The sequence below is a fragment of the Altericroceibacterium endophyticum genome, assembly GCF_009827595.1.
GTDB lineage: Bacteria > Pseudomonadota > Alphaproteobacteria > Sphingomonadales > Sphingomonadaceae > Altericroceibacterium > Altericroceibacterium endophyticum.
Genome location: NZ_WTYT01000001.1, coordinates 681734 through 696962, shown reverse-complemented (window position 1 = coordinate 696962; position 15229 = coordinate 681734). Strand labels below are relative to the sequence as shown.

13 protein-coding genes are annotated in these 15229 nt (G+C 59.6%); 8 read left to right on the top strand and 5 right to left on the bottom strand.

What is annotated here, in order from left to right; translation table 11 throughout:
* The first annotated feature begins 18 nt into the window (after positions 1–18).
* The 4 genes from GRI91_RS03390 to GRI91_RS03375 are packed head-to-tail and all read left to right on the top strand — an operon-like array spanning position 19 to position 5713.
* Positions 19–1314 (top strand): efflux RND transporter periplasmic adaptor subunit, encoded by a 1296-nt coding sequence (locus tag GRI91_RS03390; RefSeq protein ID WP_237437611.1) that lies wholly within the window; start codon positions 19–21, stop codon positions 1312–1314.
* 17 nt (positions 1315–1331) lie between these two features.
* Positions 1332–2012 carry an ATP-binding cassette domain-containing protein gene (locus GRI91_RS03385; RefSeq protein WP_160735179.1) on the top strand — a complete coding sequence of 227 codons (681 nt, stop codon included), beginning with the start codon at positions 1332–1334 and terminating at the stop codon, positions 2010–2012.
* A 13-nt stretch (positions 2013–2025) separates the two neighbouring features.
* On the top strand, positions 2026–4452 hold the full coding sequence (locus GRI91_RS03380) for an ABC transporter permease (protein ID WP_160735178.1): 2427 nt from the start codon (positions 2026–2028) through the stop codon (positions 4450–4452).
* Positions 4445–5713: a TolC family outer membrane protein gene (locus GRI91_RS03375; RefSeq protein WP_160735177.1), complete on the top strand. Its 1269-nt coding sequence runs from the start codon at positions 4445–4447 to the stop codon at positions 5711–5713. The genes GRI91_RS03380 and GRI91_RS03375 overlap by 8 nt, the downstream gene beginning before the upstream one ends.
* 435 nt (positions 5714–6148) lie before the next feature.
* On the opposite strand, the gene GRI91_RS03370 is transcribed toward GRI91_RS03375, so the two are convergent.
* Complete coding sequence (locus GRI91_RS03370; RefSeq protein WP_160735176.1) at positions 6149–7930, bottom strand: sensor domain-containing phosphodiesterase; 1782 nt, start codon at positions 7928–7930, stop codon at positions 6149–6151.
* A gap of 319 nt (positions 7931–8249) precedes the next feature.
* On the opposite strand from GRI91_RS03370, the gene GRI91_RS03365 reads away from it, so the two are divergent.
* Positions 8250–8528, top strand: a complete 279-nt coding sequence (locus GRI91_RS03365; protein ID WP_160735175.1) for a metal-sensitive transcriptional regulator — start codon at positions 8250–8252, stop codon at positions 8526–8528.
* Positions 8525–9271, top strand: a complete 747-nt coding sequence (locus GRI91_RS03360) for a MauE/DoxX family redox-associated membrane protein (RefSeq protein WP_202385420.1) — start codon at positions 8525–8527, stop codon at positions 9269–9271. Before GRI91_RS03365 ends, GRI91_RS03360 begins: the two co-directional genes overlap by 4 nt.
* 218 nt (positions 9272–9489) lie before the next feature.
* Here GRI91_RS03360 and GRI91_RS03355 read toward each other — a convergent pair whose 3' ends face one another.
* On the bottom strand, positions 9490–10299 hold the full coding sequence (locus GRI91_RS03355) for a COG4705 family protein (RefSeq protein WP_237437610.1): 810 nt from the start codon (positions 10297–10299) through the stop codon (positions 9490–9492).
* Positions 10300–10423: 124 nt separating this feature from the next.
* Between GRI91_RS03355 and GRI91_RS03350 the strand changes: the two genes are divergently transcribed.
* On the top strand, positions 10424–10969 hold the full coding sequence (locus tag GRI91_RS03350; RefSeq protein WP_160735174.1) for a helix-turn-helix transcriptional regulator: 546 nt from the start codon (positions 10424–10426) through the stop codon (positions 10967–10969).
* 336 nt (positions 10970–11305) lie between these two features.
* Positions 11306–12160: an archaetidylserine decarboxylase gene (asd, locus tag GRI91_RS03345; RefSeq protein ID WP_160735173.1), complete on the top strand. Its 855-nt coding sequence runs from the start codon at positions 11306–11308 to the stop codon at positions 12158–12160.
* A gap of 21 nt (positions 12161–12181) precedes the next feature.
* Here the strand turns inward: asd and GRI91_RS03340 are convergent, their stop codons facing one another.
* The 3 genes from GRI91_RS03340 to GRI91_RS03330 form a co-directional block, all read right to left on the bottom strand.
* Positions 12182–12916, bottom strand: a complete 735-nt coding sequence (locus GRI91_RS03340; RefSeq protein ID WP_160735172.1) for an EcsC family protein — start codon at positions 12914–12916, stop codon at positions 12182–12184.
* Positions 12917–13029: 113 nt separating this feature from the next.
* Positions 13030–13479 (bottom strand): glyoxalase superfamily protein, encoded by a 450-nt coding sequence (locus GRI91_RS03335; protein WP_160735171.1) that lies wholly within the window; start codon positions 13477–13479, stop codon positions 13030–13032.
* Positions 13476–14870 carry an MATE family efflux transporter gene (locus GRI91_RS03330; protein WP_202385419.1) on the bottom strand — a complete coding sequence of 465 codons (1395 nt, stop codon included), beginning with the start codon at positions 14868–14870 and terminating at the stop codon, positions 13476–13478. Before GRI91_RS03330 ends, GRI91_RS03335 begins: the two co-directional genes overlap by 4 nt.
* Positions 14871–15229 lie beyond the last annotated feature (359 nt).

Here is a 15229-nt window from a genome sequence, read left to right as displayed (position 1 = left end):
TTCGGCGATACTGGACACATGATGACGCACACAGCCGAACAGTCCAACAGTTTGTCCACGCCCGCTCCCGGTGCCGCGATGGACCGCAGGGTCGAAAGGAAGAGAGCCCCATTGTGGCGCGACAAGCGTTTGCTGATCGCCCTCGCAGTGGTCGCGATTGGCATTGTCGGTTGGCGCGCGATCCCCGCCAGCGGATCGACCAATGTCGATGCCGGCGACATTCAGACCGGCGAAGTGACCCGCGCCGCTTTCGACGATTATCTTCCGGTTCGCGCAAGCGTGGTTCCCGCAACGACCACGCTGGTCGGCGTGATGAGTGGGGGCCAGGTCGAAGACCTGTTCGTGCAGGACGGCGCGCTGGTCACCAAAGGCCAACCGCTCGCCCGCCTCGCCAATCCCGATCTCGAACTTACCGTGCTCAGCCAGGAGGCCCATATCGCCAGCCAGCTCGGCGGCGTAGCGGGCGAAAACCTCGCTATCCAACGTTCGCGGGTCGATCGGGCGGGGCAGGTGGCGGCGGCCGAATATGATCTGGTGCGCGCCCGCCGCGAGCTCGATATCCGCCAGCAGCTGCACGACAAGGGCTTCGTCTCCGATGCCGGGGTGAAGAGCTATCAGGAAGAGGTCGATTACCAGAGTCAGCGGCTCGCCCAGCTGCAAAGCGGGCGCGCGGCCGAAGCGGGGATCACCGCAAGGCAGGGGCAGATGCTCGATGCGACCCGCGCACGGTTGCAGAGCAATCTCACCGCCGTGCGCGGCAGTCTCGATGCGCTGACGATCCGCGCCCCGATGGCGGGCCGTTTGACCAATTTCACGCTTCAGCCGGGCCAGACCCTCGCGCCCGGTGACCCCGCCGGACAAGTCGACAGCGAAGGCGCGTGGAAGCTGGAGGCGGATGTCGACGAATATTACCTCGGCCGGGTCGAAGTCGGCCAGAAAGCGGCCACCTCCGGCGGTGCGACGCTGACCGTCTCCAAGGTCCTGCCGACCGTCACCGATGGTCGCTTCCGGGGCGAACTGACCTTTGAACAGCTGCCGAAACAGGATCTCAATCGCGGGCAAACCCTCGACGTGCGGATCACGCTGGGCGCGGCAAAGCCTGCGCTGATCGCGCCTGCCGGAGGGTGGCTGACCGAGGGCGGCTCTTCGGTGTTCGTGGTCGATCCAGACGGCAAGCATGCCCACCGGGTCGCCATCACCATTGGTCGCCGCAATCCGCGCCAGGTCGAAATCCTGTCGGGCCTCGAACCGGGCCAGCGCATCGTCACCAGTAATCTCGCCCGGGTGAAGGGCGACACCATCAATATCCGCTGAGAAGAGGGATACATCTCGTGATCAAGCTCGAAAATATCGAACGCCGCTACATCTCGGACGAGGTCGAAACGACCGCGCTGGTCGGTGTGAACCTCGATGTGGCGGAGGGCGAATTCCTCGCCATCATGGGGCCGTCAGGCTGCGGCAAGTCGACCCTGCTCAACACATTGGGCACGATCGACCGGCCGACCTCGGGCCACTACTGGTTCGCAGATACCGACCTTGCCGCGATGGCGGAGAAGGATCTGGCCAGGTTCCGCGCCGCGCGGCTCGGCTTCGTGTTCCAGAGCTTCAACCTGATCGACGAGCTGACGATCGAGGAGAACATCGCGCTGGGCCTCGCCTATCGCAAGGATGTGAGCGGCAACAAGGCGGATCGGGTCGCTGCGGCGATGGATACGGTCGGCATCGCGCATCGCGCGCGCCATTTCCCGCACCAGCTTTCGGGCGGCCAGCAGCAGCGCGCGGCCATCGCCCGCGCCATCGTGGGCGATCCGAAGCTGATCCTGGCCGACGAGCCGACCGGCAACCTCGACACCGCCAATGGCGAGCAGGTGATGGACATCCTGAGCGCGCTCAACGCCAGTGGCGCGACGATCGTGATGGTGACCCACTCGCCCAGCCACGCCGATATGGCGAAGCGCCGGATCGACATGCTCGACGGCCGCATCGTCGCCAGCGCGATGCGTGCGATCTGAGAGGGGTGCCAAGATGAACCGTTTCGCCCTGCTTTCGCTCTATCGCTCGCTAACCCGGCACAAGCTCTACGCCGCGCTCAATATCGGCGGGCTGGCGATCGGGATCGCCGTGTTCATCGTGCTCGGCCTCTATGTCCGGTTCGAGACGAGTTTCGAAACCTGGCTGCCTCACCATAACGAGATCTACGCTATCCAATCCGATTGGAAGGATCAGTCGAGCCCCTTTGCGGGCCGCTACGTCGAAACGATGGGCGGGTTGCTGGATGAGCTGCGCGAGGATTTTCCCGATCTTGTCGGCACCCGGATCATGGGGGGTAAACACGGTGGGATCGTCCAGCGCGGCAACACCGCCGTCACCGAAGACGTCGCCATGGTTGATCCATCCTTCTTCGAGGTGTTCGATCTCCCGATGATCTCAGGCGATAAAGACGGCGCTCTGGCCAAGCCTGATGCGGCGCTGATCAGCGAGAGTGCAGCAAAGCGCTATTTCGGTCAGAGCGATCCCGTGGGCCAGACATTGAGGGTGTCGATGTGGGAGCCCAAGAACTACCGCGTGGCCGGCGTTTTCAAGGATCTGCCCGACAATAGCGATTTTACGATATCCGTTCTGATCCCGCTTCCGGAGAACATGCGCGAGATCAACTCCAACTGGCATCATTGGGGCAATAGCTCGCTGCAGACCTATCTGCGCTTTCGCAATCCGGCTGCTGCGGCGAGGTTCGATGCGGCGATGCCCGCCCTCATCGACCGTCGCGGCCGTGCCTATCTGGGTGACAAGCCCTCCGATATCTTCGGCCTCGTCTTGTTGCCGGTCACCGATATGCATCTCGAGCCGAACGGAAATGCCGCGTCGAGCGCGAAGATGACGCTGGTGACGCTGGGCCTGGTGGGCACCTTCGCGTTGCTCATCGCCCTCATCAACTACATCAATCTCGCAACCGCCCGAGCAGGTTTGCGGGCCCGCGAAGTCGCCATGCGCAAAGTTCTCGGGGCCGACCGGCGCGCGGTGATGCGGCAATTCCTCGCAGAGGCGATGCTGATGGTCGCGCTCGCCAGCCTGCTCGGCCTGATCCTCGCCGAACTCGGATTGCCGCTGATCAACGCAGCAGGTGGGTTGTCGCTCACCATTCCCTATGCGCTGGTCGTTCCCGCGCTGGTCCTTCTCACGCTGGTTGCGGGATTCCTGGCAGGAATATACCCCGCGCTCGTCCTGTCGCGCTACCAGCCGGCGGCGGTCCTCGCCTCTTCGCGCTCCCCAGGGGGAGGTCGCGCCGGGACGCGGGTACGAGAAGCGCTGGTGGTGCTGCAATTCGGCCTCGCCATCGCGTTTCTGATCGGCACCGGCGTATTGGTCGCGCAAACGCAGCATGTCCGCAACGCCGATACCGGTTTCCAGCGCGAGGGGTTGATGACGGTGATGTCGCTGCGCGACAGCCAGGTCGATCCGACCCAGTCGCGCGCGTTCATCCAGGAAGTGCGTGCATTGCCGAATGTTCGCGCAGCGGCACTGGCGAACACGGTTGTCGGAGGCAGCGGCACGCGGAACGCGGATAATGTTCCTTTGCCCGGCGTTCCCGGAGATGGCCCGTTGGTGATCTGGGAAATCGTCGGTCCGGACTTCTTCGAAGTCTATGCTCCCCGCCTGATCGCCGGCCGCTTGTTTGACGGACGCACCGCCGACGACAGAGCAAACACCGCGCAGGGTCAGCCGGACAATGTCCTCATCAACCGCCAGGCAGTGGGCGTCCTAGGCTTCGACAGCCCGGACGACGCCGTTGGAAAGACGGTGGGTGGAGATCACCTGCGTACCACCATCGGGGTGGTCGACAATCTGAGCTTCTTCGGGCCACGCGCCCCCACAGATCCGACGATCTATTACTACTACGCTGATCCTCTCCGCACCGGGAATATAGTCGCGTCGATTCGCTTTACCGGCGATCCGCGCGCCTTTCACGAGCAGCTCGAGGAGATCTGGCAAAAAATAGTCCCGCAGGTTCCTTTCGATGCCCAGACCGCTGACGAACAGTTGATCCAGTTTTACGAGGATGACGAGCGTGCCACCCGCCTGTTCGCCATCGGTGCCGGGTTTGCAGTGCTGATCGGGATGGTCGGCCTGTGGGGTCTCGCCTCGTTCAACACTGCGCGGCGGGTGAAGGAGATCGGCATCCGCAAGTCGCTCGGCGCCTCGGCAACCGATATCGTCAAACTGCTGGTCGGCCAGTTCATGAGGCCCGTGCTGATCGCAAACCTGATCGCATGGCCACTCGCCTACTTCGCGATGCGGACCTGGCTGGCGGGCTTCGACGATCGGATCGCGCTCTCGCCGCTCTATTTCGTGGGGGCCAGCCTTGTCGCCATCGCGATTGCGGTGCTGACAGTGCTGGGCCAGTCGCTGCGCGCAAGCCGCACCGCTCCGGCATGGGCGCTGCGCCATGACTAGGGGTATCATCACGAGAGCCGCCTTGCTCGGCGGAGCAGCTCTGCTCTGCACGGCCCCAGTGCACGCCGAGAGGCTGCGCGATGCGATTGCGGCAGCCTATACGACCAACCCCACGCTGGCCGAGGCGCAGGCCCGGCAGGAAGCGCTGGAGGAGGCACCCGAACAGGCGCGAGCCGAAGGTCGTCCGACTCTCTCCGCCACCGCCAATGGCGGCTATGACGATCTCGGTTACGGGAGCGCAGGCAGCACCGATCTGCAGGCGGCGATGCCGATCTGGACCGGCGGACGCGTCTCTGCCGCCGTGCGCGCCTCGTCCGCCGATGTCGCAGCGGGCGAACAGGTTTTGCGCGACAGCGAGGCGGCAGTGCTGCAAAGCGTGGTCGCGGCCTATGCCGACCTGCTGTTTGCGCAGCAGGCGGTCGAGGTCGCGCGGATCGGGATCGAACGGCTCGACCGGCAGGTGGGTGAGGCGCAATCGCGCTTCGATCTGGGACAGGCGACTAAGACCGACGTCGCGCAATTGCAGGCGCAGCGATCGAGCGTCGTCGCCAATCTCGCCGATGCCGAAGCCGCGTTGGCCAGCTCCCGCGCCGCATATCGCGCAGTGGTGGGCGAGGATCCGGGCGATCTGGAAGCCGAAGTGCCGCCGCCCGCGAGGCTTCCTGCCGACATCGCCGATGCGCGCGCGGCGGCGGAGCTGGCCAATCCGCGGCTGCTGGAACGCCTGCGCATCGTCGATGCTTCCGAAGCCCGGATCGACCGCGCCCGCGCAGACGGCGCGCCGAGTGTCGCGCCTGCGGGGACCTATGGCCGCGGCGTGCGGGAAACGAGCGGAGACCTGAGGGGCTACGACAATGCCGCAAGCGTCGGCGTAACGTTGCACATTCCCTTGCTGACCGGCGGGATGGTGGCGTCGCGAGTGCGCGAGGCGGAAGCGACGACCCGTGCCGATCGCTACGCCGTGCAAGCCGAGCTGCGCGAGACGATGCGCTCGGTCGAAACGGCCTGGGCCACGCTTCAGGCCGCCGGACAACGCGAGGAGGCGAGCCGGGACGGGCTGGCTGCTGCGCAAATCGCGCTCGACGGCGTGCGGGCGGAATATGAATTTGGCCTGCGCTCGACGATCGACATTCTGCTCGCCGAACAGAGCTATCGCGCCGCGCAGCTCGCCCTGGCCCGTGCCCGCAGCGACGTCCTTGTGGCGCAGGCCGCACTGCTAAGGGCGACCGGCCACCTAGATCGTGCGGCCTTTCTGGGCTGACGTAATGGATCGCCAATAAGAAAGGCAGATTTCTGGATCAGGTCACGGTTGGTTGAGTGGCCGAAATTGAAGCGCTTTACCGAGATTCAATGCCACCTTTAGGATCTGCGCTGTTTCCGCGGATGCCTTTCAAGGCGCTCGGGGGCTGTTGGAGGGCTTGCAGGACAGCCGGGTGCATGTCGTAGTCACAGCGATGCACGCGGCTCCCGGGCGCTCCTGGTTTATGAACGATCTCGCGTCGATAGTTTGTATGTCGCGGACAGCCTTTGCGATCCGCTTTCTCGAAGCTGCTGGGAGACTCCGTTCGTTTGTCTCTCCCGCTGGCGGATCACCGGTTTCAGCCCGCGACGGTTTTTCGATGGCCGATATTTAGTCCTGTCGTGACCGAACGCGTGTGTTCATCTCGATCATTGTTCCCGCTCGCACAGACGTAACTTATGCAGCGGATGCGTTTTGTTGTTCGCTTTGGGGTGAATATTGGCTGAGCCAGCGATTGAAGGCGTTGGGGGCCATGGGGCGCGCGTAATAATAGCCCTGTGCTTCGTCACATCCCATTTTTATCAAACTATCACGTGCGCCAGGGCTTTCTACGCCTTCTGCCACCACTCGGTAGCCAAGGTCATGTGCCATCGAGATCATGGACTGGACAAGTGTGGCGCACCTTCCATCCGCCTCCATCTCGCCGATGAAGGATTGATCGATTTTCAGGATTTTGCCGGGTAATTTCTGGAGGTAGGCCAGACTGCTATAGCCCGTGCCAAAGTCGTCGATTGCGACATGCATGCCAGCTTCTATCAGTTCTCTCAATTGTCCGGCAGCGCCCGTCAGATTGCCCATGATGGCACTTTCGGTCACTTCCAGCTCGACATAATCCGGCGGAATGCCGTGTTCCGCCACCAGACGGCATACCTCCTGCGCGAAATCCGGTTCCTCCAGGTTTGATGCTGAGAGGTTAATGGAAATGCGCAGGGCGATATCTGATGATAGCCATTGGGAAAGCTGCGATAACGCTGTTTTCAGTACCCATTTTGTTGCAGGGGCAGCGAGAGTTGTTTGTTCGATGACGGGAATGAACTCTGCTGGTGATACAGGGCCCAGATCTGGATTCTTCCATCTCAGCAAAGCTTCTGCACCCACGCATTTCCCCGTCTTGAGATCAATGCGTGGTTGGTAAACAAGTGCCAGTTCTTCGTCATTTTTCAGCGCCTTGCTAAAATCGCTAAGCAAGCGAAAACGGCGTTGATGGGCGTTGTCCATCGTGGACGAATACATGCTGACCATCGCAGAGCAGGAGCGGGCGTCCTGTGCCGCGCTGTGTGCGGTTCTGAGGACATCACCTGGCGCTGTTTCATCGGTCACGAAGGGGGCCACACCAACGCTTGCAGAAGTGATGAAATTTTCAACGAGCCGATGATGATTGTCGGTCAAATAAGACCTCAACTTCATCATGTAGTCGTCGTCACGTGCGTCATGTGGAGCAAGAAACGCAAACTGCGTCGCGGAAACGTGGTAGGCGGTTCTTTCACGTCCGATCGCCGCTGAAATCGCCCGGGCTGCATCCTTCACAACCTGGTCCATGAAAGTGGCACCCATCACCCGCAGTCCGTTATCAAGTTGCTCCGGTCGCGCCAGATCAACCAGTACTGCCAATCGCCGCTGTCCGGGATCGTCGCGGCCAAGATCGGCCAGATCGTCGAGGAATTGGGTGCGGTTCGGCAAGCCGCTCAAAGGATCGATCCTGCCAAATGCGTGCTGCAGTTCGATTTGAGACATTACCATTTTGGCAAGATCGCTGAGGGCATTCATTTCAAGGCTCGACGCTTGCCTCGGTTCGGTACCGAGCACGCACAGCGAGCCCAGACCGTAGCCATCTCGTGTGGTGAGTGACGCCCCGGCATAAAAACGGATACCCTGATCTGCGAGTAAGCTGTTTCGATAAGAACTGTCAGCCAGAAGATCCGGGACTATCAATGTTCGTGCGCTTTCCGCGACCTGCGCACATGGCGCCTTGAACCGGGGAATCGACCAATGATCGATTCCGACGCGGGACTTGAACCATTGCCGATCGCGATCGGTGAGCGAAACGGCGGCGATCGGCAGGTTGAACAGTTGAGCTGCCATTCTGGTGATGCGGTCGAAACTCTCGCTAGGTGCGGTATCCAACAGATTGAGGCTGTAGAGAGCGTCTAACCGGTTTTCTTCATCATGGGGTGGCATATCAAGTCCTCTTTCCAAGAGGATGAACGAAATATCTTGAAGTATGCTTAATTGATTCAAAATTCAGTCAAAGCATTTTTACCGAGTACTTTCTGAACTCGAATTTCCGGTTTCAGCAAAGCCACAAGCGCATCATTCGCATCCAACCTGTGGCACCAAGCGCTCACACAGGGATTGCAAGGCCGGTGACAGCCGCCGGGCATGTTCCGTCAAGAAAGGTATTGGGCGGATCGGCAGATCGGATGTTTTCGAGGCTTGATACTCTTCATTCGGACACCTATTTAGATACCCCCAGGGGGTATTATAGGCGAGGTGTAGCATGCCTGGTACGGCGACATCGGATGACATTACGAAGCGGCTCAACCGCATTGCCGGGCAGGTGCAGGGCGTATCGCGTATGGTTGAAAACAAGCGGTACTGCATGGATGTGCTCACCCAGTTGCAGGCGATCAAATCTGCGCTTGCCAAGGTTGAGTCCGCTGTCCTGAAACAACATGCAGCGACCTGCGTCACCGAAGCGATCGCATCTGGTGACGAGAAGGAACAACAGATGAAATTCGCTGAATTGGTAGATCTATTCGAAAGGGCGAGGCGATGAGTGCAGGGAAGCAAGCGAAACTCTACCGTATGGTCATGCCGGGGCACACCTGCCCCTACGGGCTGAAGTCAAAGTGGTTGCTGGAAAGCAAAGGGTATGAAGTTGACGACAATTACCTCACCACCCGTGAAGAAACCGACACTTTCAAGGAAAATTACGGTGTAAAGACGACACCGCAAACCTGGATCGATGGCCAGCAGATCGGCGGTTATACCGAGTTGCGTGCGTTTTTCGGAAAGCCTGTAGATGGTGGCGGCAAGAGCTATTGGCCGGTCGGCATCCTGTTCGCGATGACAGCATTGATGGCCGTTGGGGCGGCTTGGGTTGCAAACGCTGAAATCCTGTCGATCCTGACAGCCGAATGGTTTGTCAGCTTTTCTATGTGTCTGCTGGCCTACCTCAAACTTCGCGATGTCGAAGCGTTTTCGACCATGTTTCTTAATTACGACCTGCTGGCCCGCCGATGGGTGCCATATGGCTATGCCTACCCCTGGGCCGAAGGTCTGGCAGGCGTGCTCATGACCGCGCATATTCTGCCCTGGCTCTCCATTCCGGTGGCCCTGTTTATAGGCACCATTGGCGCGGTCAGCGTGTTCAAGGCTGTCTATATAGAAAAGCGAGACCTCAAATGCGCCTGCGTGGGAGGTGGCAATGACGTGCCACTCGGCTTTCTCTCGCTGACGGAGAATCTTGCGATGATCGGCATGGCTGTGTGGATGTTGGTAAAGATATTAGCACTATGAGGCGCTGCGGGCCGCGATGGAGTCTTCTGGTAAAGGGCTCAATTTGTTGGGCCGCAACCGCGCCGCATAAAGCCGAGAATGTACATTTCTTTGTCGGCGGCTTTGGTAACATACCTATGAAGTGGTGAACGTCCGCAATTAGGCTGGGGAGCGGACGGACTGCTTTGTGGTACGCTCTTGGTCAGAGAGAACCTTGCGAGCAAAGTTTCCCATCCGAGCTAGTTCAAATGCTCTTGCGCCGTGACCGTCTCCGGACGCTGGGGCAAGAGGGTGACCAGGAGCACGATCGCAGTAGCGAGGACGGCTGAAGCGGCCAACCGACTCAATTCCAACCCTCCGTGCGCTACCGGCTTGTCGAGAAAGTCGCCCACCACGGCACCGAGCGGACGGGTGAGGACGAAGGCCGACCAAAACAGCAGAGGCTTGGAAATATTCGTCGCATAATGTGCTACGGCAAGGAGTGCGAGTGCACCGCCGAAAATAGCGGCTGCCCCAAGATAGCCTAGCGCCCCGTCCGCAACCCAATCGCCCAGCGCGGTGCCGAGCGTCTGGGAGAAGGTAATGGTGATCCAGTAGAACAGCTCCGCTTCGCGCGTGTGGACCGAGGCGGCGGAGATCGTGCCCAGTGTGCGATGCCAGACGAACAGCGACCCTATCACCAAAGTCAGCAGCAACAGCGATCCGCCCGGATAGCCGATCCCAAGCGAGCGGGTTGCGAAGTCTGCCAGCGTCGTTCCTGCCGTGGTGGAGGCGATGATTGTCGCCCAATAAAGCCAAGGGTGAAACCGTTGCGCACGAATCTGAAAGAAAGCGAGAATAGCCAGCGCTGCACCGAAGATGGCGGTGCCGACGACATAGCCATTGAACCCCGATTGCCCGGCGGTCGCAGTAGTTTCCCCCAGCCAGCTCATGCTAACCGTGTCACCTGCAGTCTCTCCAAGCGTCGTTGCTAGGATCTTGATGATCCAGAAACCCAGAGTGACCGCCGGAACCTTGGCTACGGCATTGATCATTTCGTCTCTCGTCATAACGTGCATCCTGCTATCTTGCCCCAGTGCCGGGAGGTGACAGCAGATTTGGATGGGATGCCTGCGATGTCTATAAGCACGCGCTTATTGACGGTTAAACGCGCTCATGTTGAGAGGGTATGGTATGAATCGAAGGCGCTCTCGTGAACGGTCGCAACGCCGAACAGCTTCGACGGCCGTCATCTTCGTGGTGTTGCAAGGCTTTGCCACGCTTTACTTCCTCGGCGACGGGATCGACGATTTGGTGACGGAGCTACAGTCCGGCATTGGCCTGGAAGCGATCATGGAATGCGTGATCGCGATAGCGCTTCTCGCCGGCACTATTTTGAGCGCGCGCTACACGAAACAGTTGTTCGAAGCGGCACGGCGCAGCGATGCTGCGCTTGATGTCGCGCGTGGAGCGATGGCGGAGCTTGTGGATGCAAGATTTGTTCAATGGCGTCTTACCCGTTCGGAAAGCGATGTGGCGCTGTTTGCAATCAAAGGCAGCACTATCTCGGAAATTGCTGAGCTACGCGGCAGTGCGGAAGGCACGGTGCGATCACAATTAAGCCAGGTCTATGCAAAGGCCGGGGTCGCAAATCAGACGATGCTGCTCGCGCTGTTCCTAGACGAGCTCATCGAACCGCTCGTAAAAGATCAAGGTCCATTTTCAGTACCAAATACGTAACGCCCAAACTTCCACAACGGGGGCGTTTCCGGAACGGCAGCTCTCAGCCATAAATCCGGCAAAACTGCCTTGTTCATTTGTAAGGATGCGCGAGCATTGACCGGATCGTAGAAGTTGGGGTGGGGAGCAGACATGAGGCAATTGCGTTATCTTGCCGCTCGGACATCACCATCATTTCAGGTCGGTCCTGCGCTTGCGGCGATGACAATCGCGATGCTCTGGATGTAATCTGTCTATTAGACGGTGGCCCATGTGCAGGACTTTACACCTAATGAAAATGGCGCGCGTAGAAGGTTTGTCGGCAAGCTAGAGACATTCCTGTGTTAGGGAGAAAATATGTTCGATCGCCTTTCTGTTCTGCTCCAATATATGCTGCCAAAGCGGCGTCTGACTATGTTTGCCGGGCGTGTCGCGCGGGCACGGCAGGGCCGGGCGACAACCCTCCTGATTCGCTGGTTTGTCCGGAAATACGGCGTCGACATGAGCGAGGCCGAAAATCCCGACATCGCCAGCTATTCATCGTTCAACGATTTTTTCGGCAGGGCGCTTAATTCCGGCGCAAGGCCTTTGGCCCAAGGCGAATTCCTGTGCCCGGTGGACGGCACGATCAGCCAGTTCGGGGCGATTGAAGACCATCATATCCTGCAGGCCAAGGGGCATCGCTTCACCACGACGCAGTTGGTTGGTGGCGATGCCGAACTCGCGGGGCAATTCCGCCATGGCAGTTTTGCAAACCTCTATTTGTCGCCCAAGGACTACCACCGCCTGCATATGCCCTGCGACGGTCAATTGGAACGGATGATCTATGTGCCCGGCTCCCTGTTTTCGGTGAACCCGGTGACTGCTCGCGGTGTGCCTGATCTGTTTGCCCGTAACGAGCGCGTTGTCTGCGTATTCCATTCCGAAAAGCATGGCCGCTTCGTGATGGTGCTGGTGGGCGCGACTATTGTCGGGAGCATGGAAACGACCTGGCACGGAGTGGTCAATCCGAAGCGAATGGGCAAGATTGCCGAATGGACTTACACCGACCAATCGATCCGCCTGAAACAAGGCAAGGAAATGGGGCGTTTTCTCTTGGGGTCGACGATCGTCATGCTGTTCGAACACGCGACCATCGACTTCAATCAGGATTGGAGTCCGGAAAGATCGGTGCGTTTGGGGGAAATGATGGGCAATCGGCCGAAGGGATAATTCCGAACCCGTTGACCTGATTTAGACAATTATCTTGTCATCGCGCTTCAACCGCCGGGCCTGAAACGCAAAACGTGCCGCTTTGCCGACATCGTTCTGGAAGGATGAGTTTACGATTCCTCCAACCACTGATCCCACGATCGGGACGATCATACCCGCGCGGCTGCGAAAGCTGGTGAATGCTATCGCACGCGAGATGCGTTCGATCGCCTGATCGACAACCGGAGTGGCATGTTCATGATCGGCCTCGATCAGGTCGCCGGTCGGTCCAATGCTTGCTTCCAGTGCGGCGATCCGCTCCTTGCGCACATCCGGATCATCCAGTGCCGCGAGTTCGAGGATTTGCAGACGGAACAGCTTTTCTGCCGGACCTTCGCCTTCATAGCCGTATGCTCGCCCGATATCGCGGATCGAACGGAGCGCGATGGCGATCGTTGCCGGAATGTCCGCGCTCATCGACAAGGCACCGCCAATACCGGCCGCCGCGCCGGTTGTGGCGCTGACTTTGCTGGCCGTGCGCGACACCGCGCGGGCCGCATGATGAGCTTCCTCAAGATTGGAAACATCATGCGTGAACTTGACCAGTTGCGGTGCACCTACCGCCCTATCGAGACCTTTGAGGACCACTTCCACGAGACCCTTCGGCACAACGCTGGCGATGGCGGCGCCGAAGGGATGTGTCAGCCTCTCTATTCCGCGTCCGAGGCGGGAGGGCTTGCTGTCGCGGAACTGGCGTTGATCTCTATTTATATCCATTCAAACCAAATGGATATGAAGCGCACACGTTCCGGGCAAGCAAATTAATAGCCCCATTGTGCTATAGAAAACTCTGCCGCCATGGAGATAGGGTCCAACCCGGAGGTTTCTATCTATGAGTTCATCCTGGTAATCATAAGGTGCGGTATTCCATTTGATGTGCGTTCGGCAGATTGGCCGTCCTTGCCGATTGTTCCACTAACGCGGCGGCGCATATTGGAGAACGAGGCGAAAGCCACGGTGTCGACCGCCTGGTCCAGATGAATGGAAAGCCGCAGTGTCTGACCTTCCGCAGATACGTCAACGATCCGGCCAGTGAAGGGCTGGTTCATATAGCGTCCTTCCACGAGGGATCCGCGGCGCAGGGCAAGGAAGTCGGGAGCCGGTGTTGGTGCTTCAGCTTTGGCGAGACGCGCGCGCAGCGTGTTCCAGTCATGCGCACCCTGTTCCCTTGCGACACGTTCCAGCGCTTTGCCGTGAGGCAGCGGCTCACCTTTTTCGGCTGCTATCTTCCGCAATTGAGCGGCCCGACGTTTGGCCTCGCCTATCGAATGGATGTTCATGCCGCGCCCTTCCTGTGCTCAATCCCGTTTTCCCCATGGTTGGCGGCAACGACATGCCGGAGGAAGAGGGCGGTAGCGAGTATCATAATTACGACGTCTGCCACCGGAAAAGCGAACCACAATTCCATCGGTTTTGCGAAGCTGGCGAAGAGAAATATTGCCAGAGGCACGAGGATAAAAGGTTTCAGAAGCATGAGTGCCGCAGTTCGCCCCGGTTGGCCGATTGCCTGAAAATACATGGCGAGGACGAGAACCGGGCCGGAAAAGAGGTAGAAGGTCAGCATGGGCCGAATGATCAGGCCAACTCTGCTCACCACCTGCGCGTCATCTACGAAGCTGAAACCCAGGCTCCCGCTTACCGCGAGAAGCGCGAGCTCCAGCAAAAGGCAATAGCCGAAGGCCAGCGCAAGAGCGCAGATCAGCGCATGATTTGATCGCGTATGCAGGCCTGCACCGCTGTTCGTTCCCACGATCGTCTGGGTGGCCAGGGCAAGGGCCATTAGCGGCATGAAGGCAAAGCCGAGAATCCGCGTTACGATGCCATAGGCTGCGATGGTTGCGGCGTAATCCGCGCCGCCGCTCCAGTTTACGGCCGCGATAACCACTGCAGATACCAGTGCCATGCCGATGAAGCTGAGACTCAGCGGAAGGCCAAGCGCGAGGATCGCCCGCCAGTTTCCCCACCATGCGAAACGCCGGAGCGATGACAAGGGAAGAAGAAGGGCGTCCCTCCGCCGGAGTTCGAGCAGCAAAAGCAGCCCGAGCGCCTGTGCGATAAGTGTCCCCCAGGCCGAGCCCGCAACGCCGAGATGGAGCCCCACGATCAGCGCATAGTTGAGGACGATATTCGCGCCCGTGACGCCAACGGATAGGACTGCCATGAAACCCGCCCGTCCTTCGCTGCGCGCGGCGTCGGCGTGGAGATTCATCAGAAACTGGATTGGCGCGCCCGCGACGAGGATCAGCAGATAGGTGCTGGCAAGTTCTGCCATTTCGGCATTTTCTTTTGCCAGGCCTTCCAGAAGCAAAGGTCCAGCGATGAAGAAGGTCGCAGCCAGTCCAAAACTCACGAGCAGGCAAAGCCCGTGGGCACTGGCAAAAATTGCCGCGGCGAATGTCCGGTCGCCGGCGCCGAGGTGGCGTGCGAAGATGCTCGACATGCCGCCGCCGACTAGCGAACCGAAAGCGATCAACACCATCACCCCGGGGAAGCTGAAGCTTACCGCCGCCAGCGCGGTTGCGCCGACATAGTGCCCAAGAAATGCCGCATCGACGACATTGAGCAATCCTCCCATCCCCATGACGAATGCCATCGGTATGGCATTGGCTGCGAACAGGCGCCCGATGGGGGCGGTCAGGAACGAATTTTCTTCAGAAGGCACAGACGTCATCGCCCACTCTCCATAGAGAGCATTCAAAATGGGCGGGGTGCCTGCGTTACCTACCTGCGAATGCTCTTCGAGGGTGAGAATATTCGTCTGATCCGGGCTTCACCGTGACTATCGTCTGCAGGCGGCAGGTGCCCGGCACCTTCGTGCTCCAATGGATCGCAGACCCAGCAATGTCAATGGTAGGGCAGGGGGCACTAAGGTAGCTGGCCTAATGGCGGTCTTCGGGGGGCTCGGTAAGGTCGGTTCCATGAGCGCAAAGCGGACATGTCCGATCATCTGAGCTTTCGCTAGCTTGCCGAGATGGCTGAGGAAGATGAAAGCCACCGCTTCTCAGACACCCGGTTCAAACGGCCGAATTG

What these genes read in the sequence shown, in the direction of transcription:
- GRI91_RS03390 (WP_237437611.1), top strand. Translation starts at nt 19, where the DNA reads ATGATGACGCACACAGCCGAACAGTCCAACAGTTTGTCCACGCCCGCT.
- GRI91_RS03380 (WP_160735178.1), top strand. Translation starts at nt 2,026, where the DNA reads ATGAACCGTTTCGCCCTGCTTTCGCTCTATCGCTCGCTAACCCGGCAC.
- GRI91_RS03375 (WP_160735177.1), top strand. Translation starts at nt 4,445, where the DNA reads ATGACTAGGGGTATCATCACGAGAGCCGCCTTGCTCGGCGGAGCAGCT.
- GRI91_RS03370 (WP_160735176.1), bottom strand. Translation starts at nt 7,930, where the DNA reads ATGCCACCCCATGATGAAGAAAACCGGTTAGACGCTCTCTACAGCCTC.
- GRI91_RS03365 (WP_160735175.1), top strand. Translation starts at nt 8,250, where the DNA reads ATGCCTGGTACGGCGACATCGGATGACATTACGAAGCGGCTCAACCGC.
- GRI91_RS03360 (WP_202385420.1), top strand. Translation starts at nt 8,525, where the DNA reads ATGAGTGCAGGGAAGCAAGCGAAACTCTACCGTATGGTCATGCCGGGG.
- GRI91_RS03355 (WP_237437610.1), bottom strand. Translation starts at nt 10,299, where the DNA reads ATGACGAGAGACGAAATGATCAATGCCGTAGCCAAGGTTCCGGCGGTC.
- GRI91_RS03350 (WP_160735174.1), top strand. Translation starts at nt 10,424, where the DNA reads ATGAATCGAAGGCGCTCTCGTGAACGGTCGCAACGCCGAACAGCTTCG.
- asd (WP_160735173.1), top strand. Translation starts at nt 11,306, where the DNA reads ATGTTCGATCGCCTTTCTGTTCTGCTCCAATATATGCTGCCAAAGCGG.
- GRI91_RS03340 (WP_160735172.1), bottom strand. Translation starts at nt 12,916, where the DNA reads ATGGATATAAATAGAGATCAACGCCAGTTCCGCGACAGCAAGCCCTCC.
- GRI91_RS03335 (WP_160735171.1), bottom strand. Translation starts at nt 13,479, where the DNA reads ATGAACATCCATTCGATAGGCGAGGCCAAACGTCGGGCCGCTCAATTG.
- GRI91_RS03330 (WP_202385419.1), bottom strand. Translation starts at nt 14,870, where the DNA reads ATGACGTCTGTGCCTTCTGAAGAAAATTCGTTCCTGACCGCCCCCATC.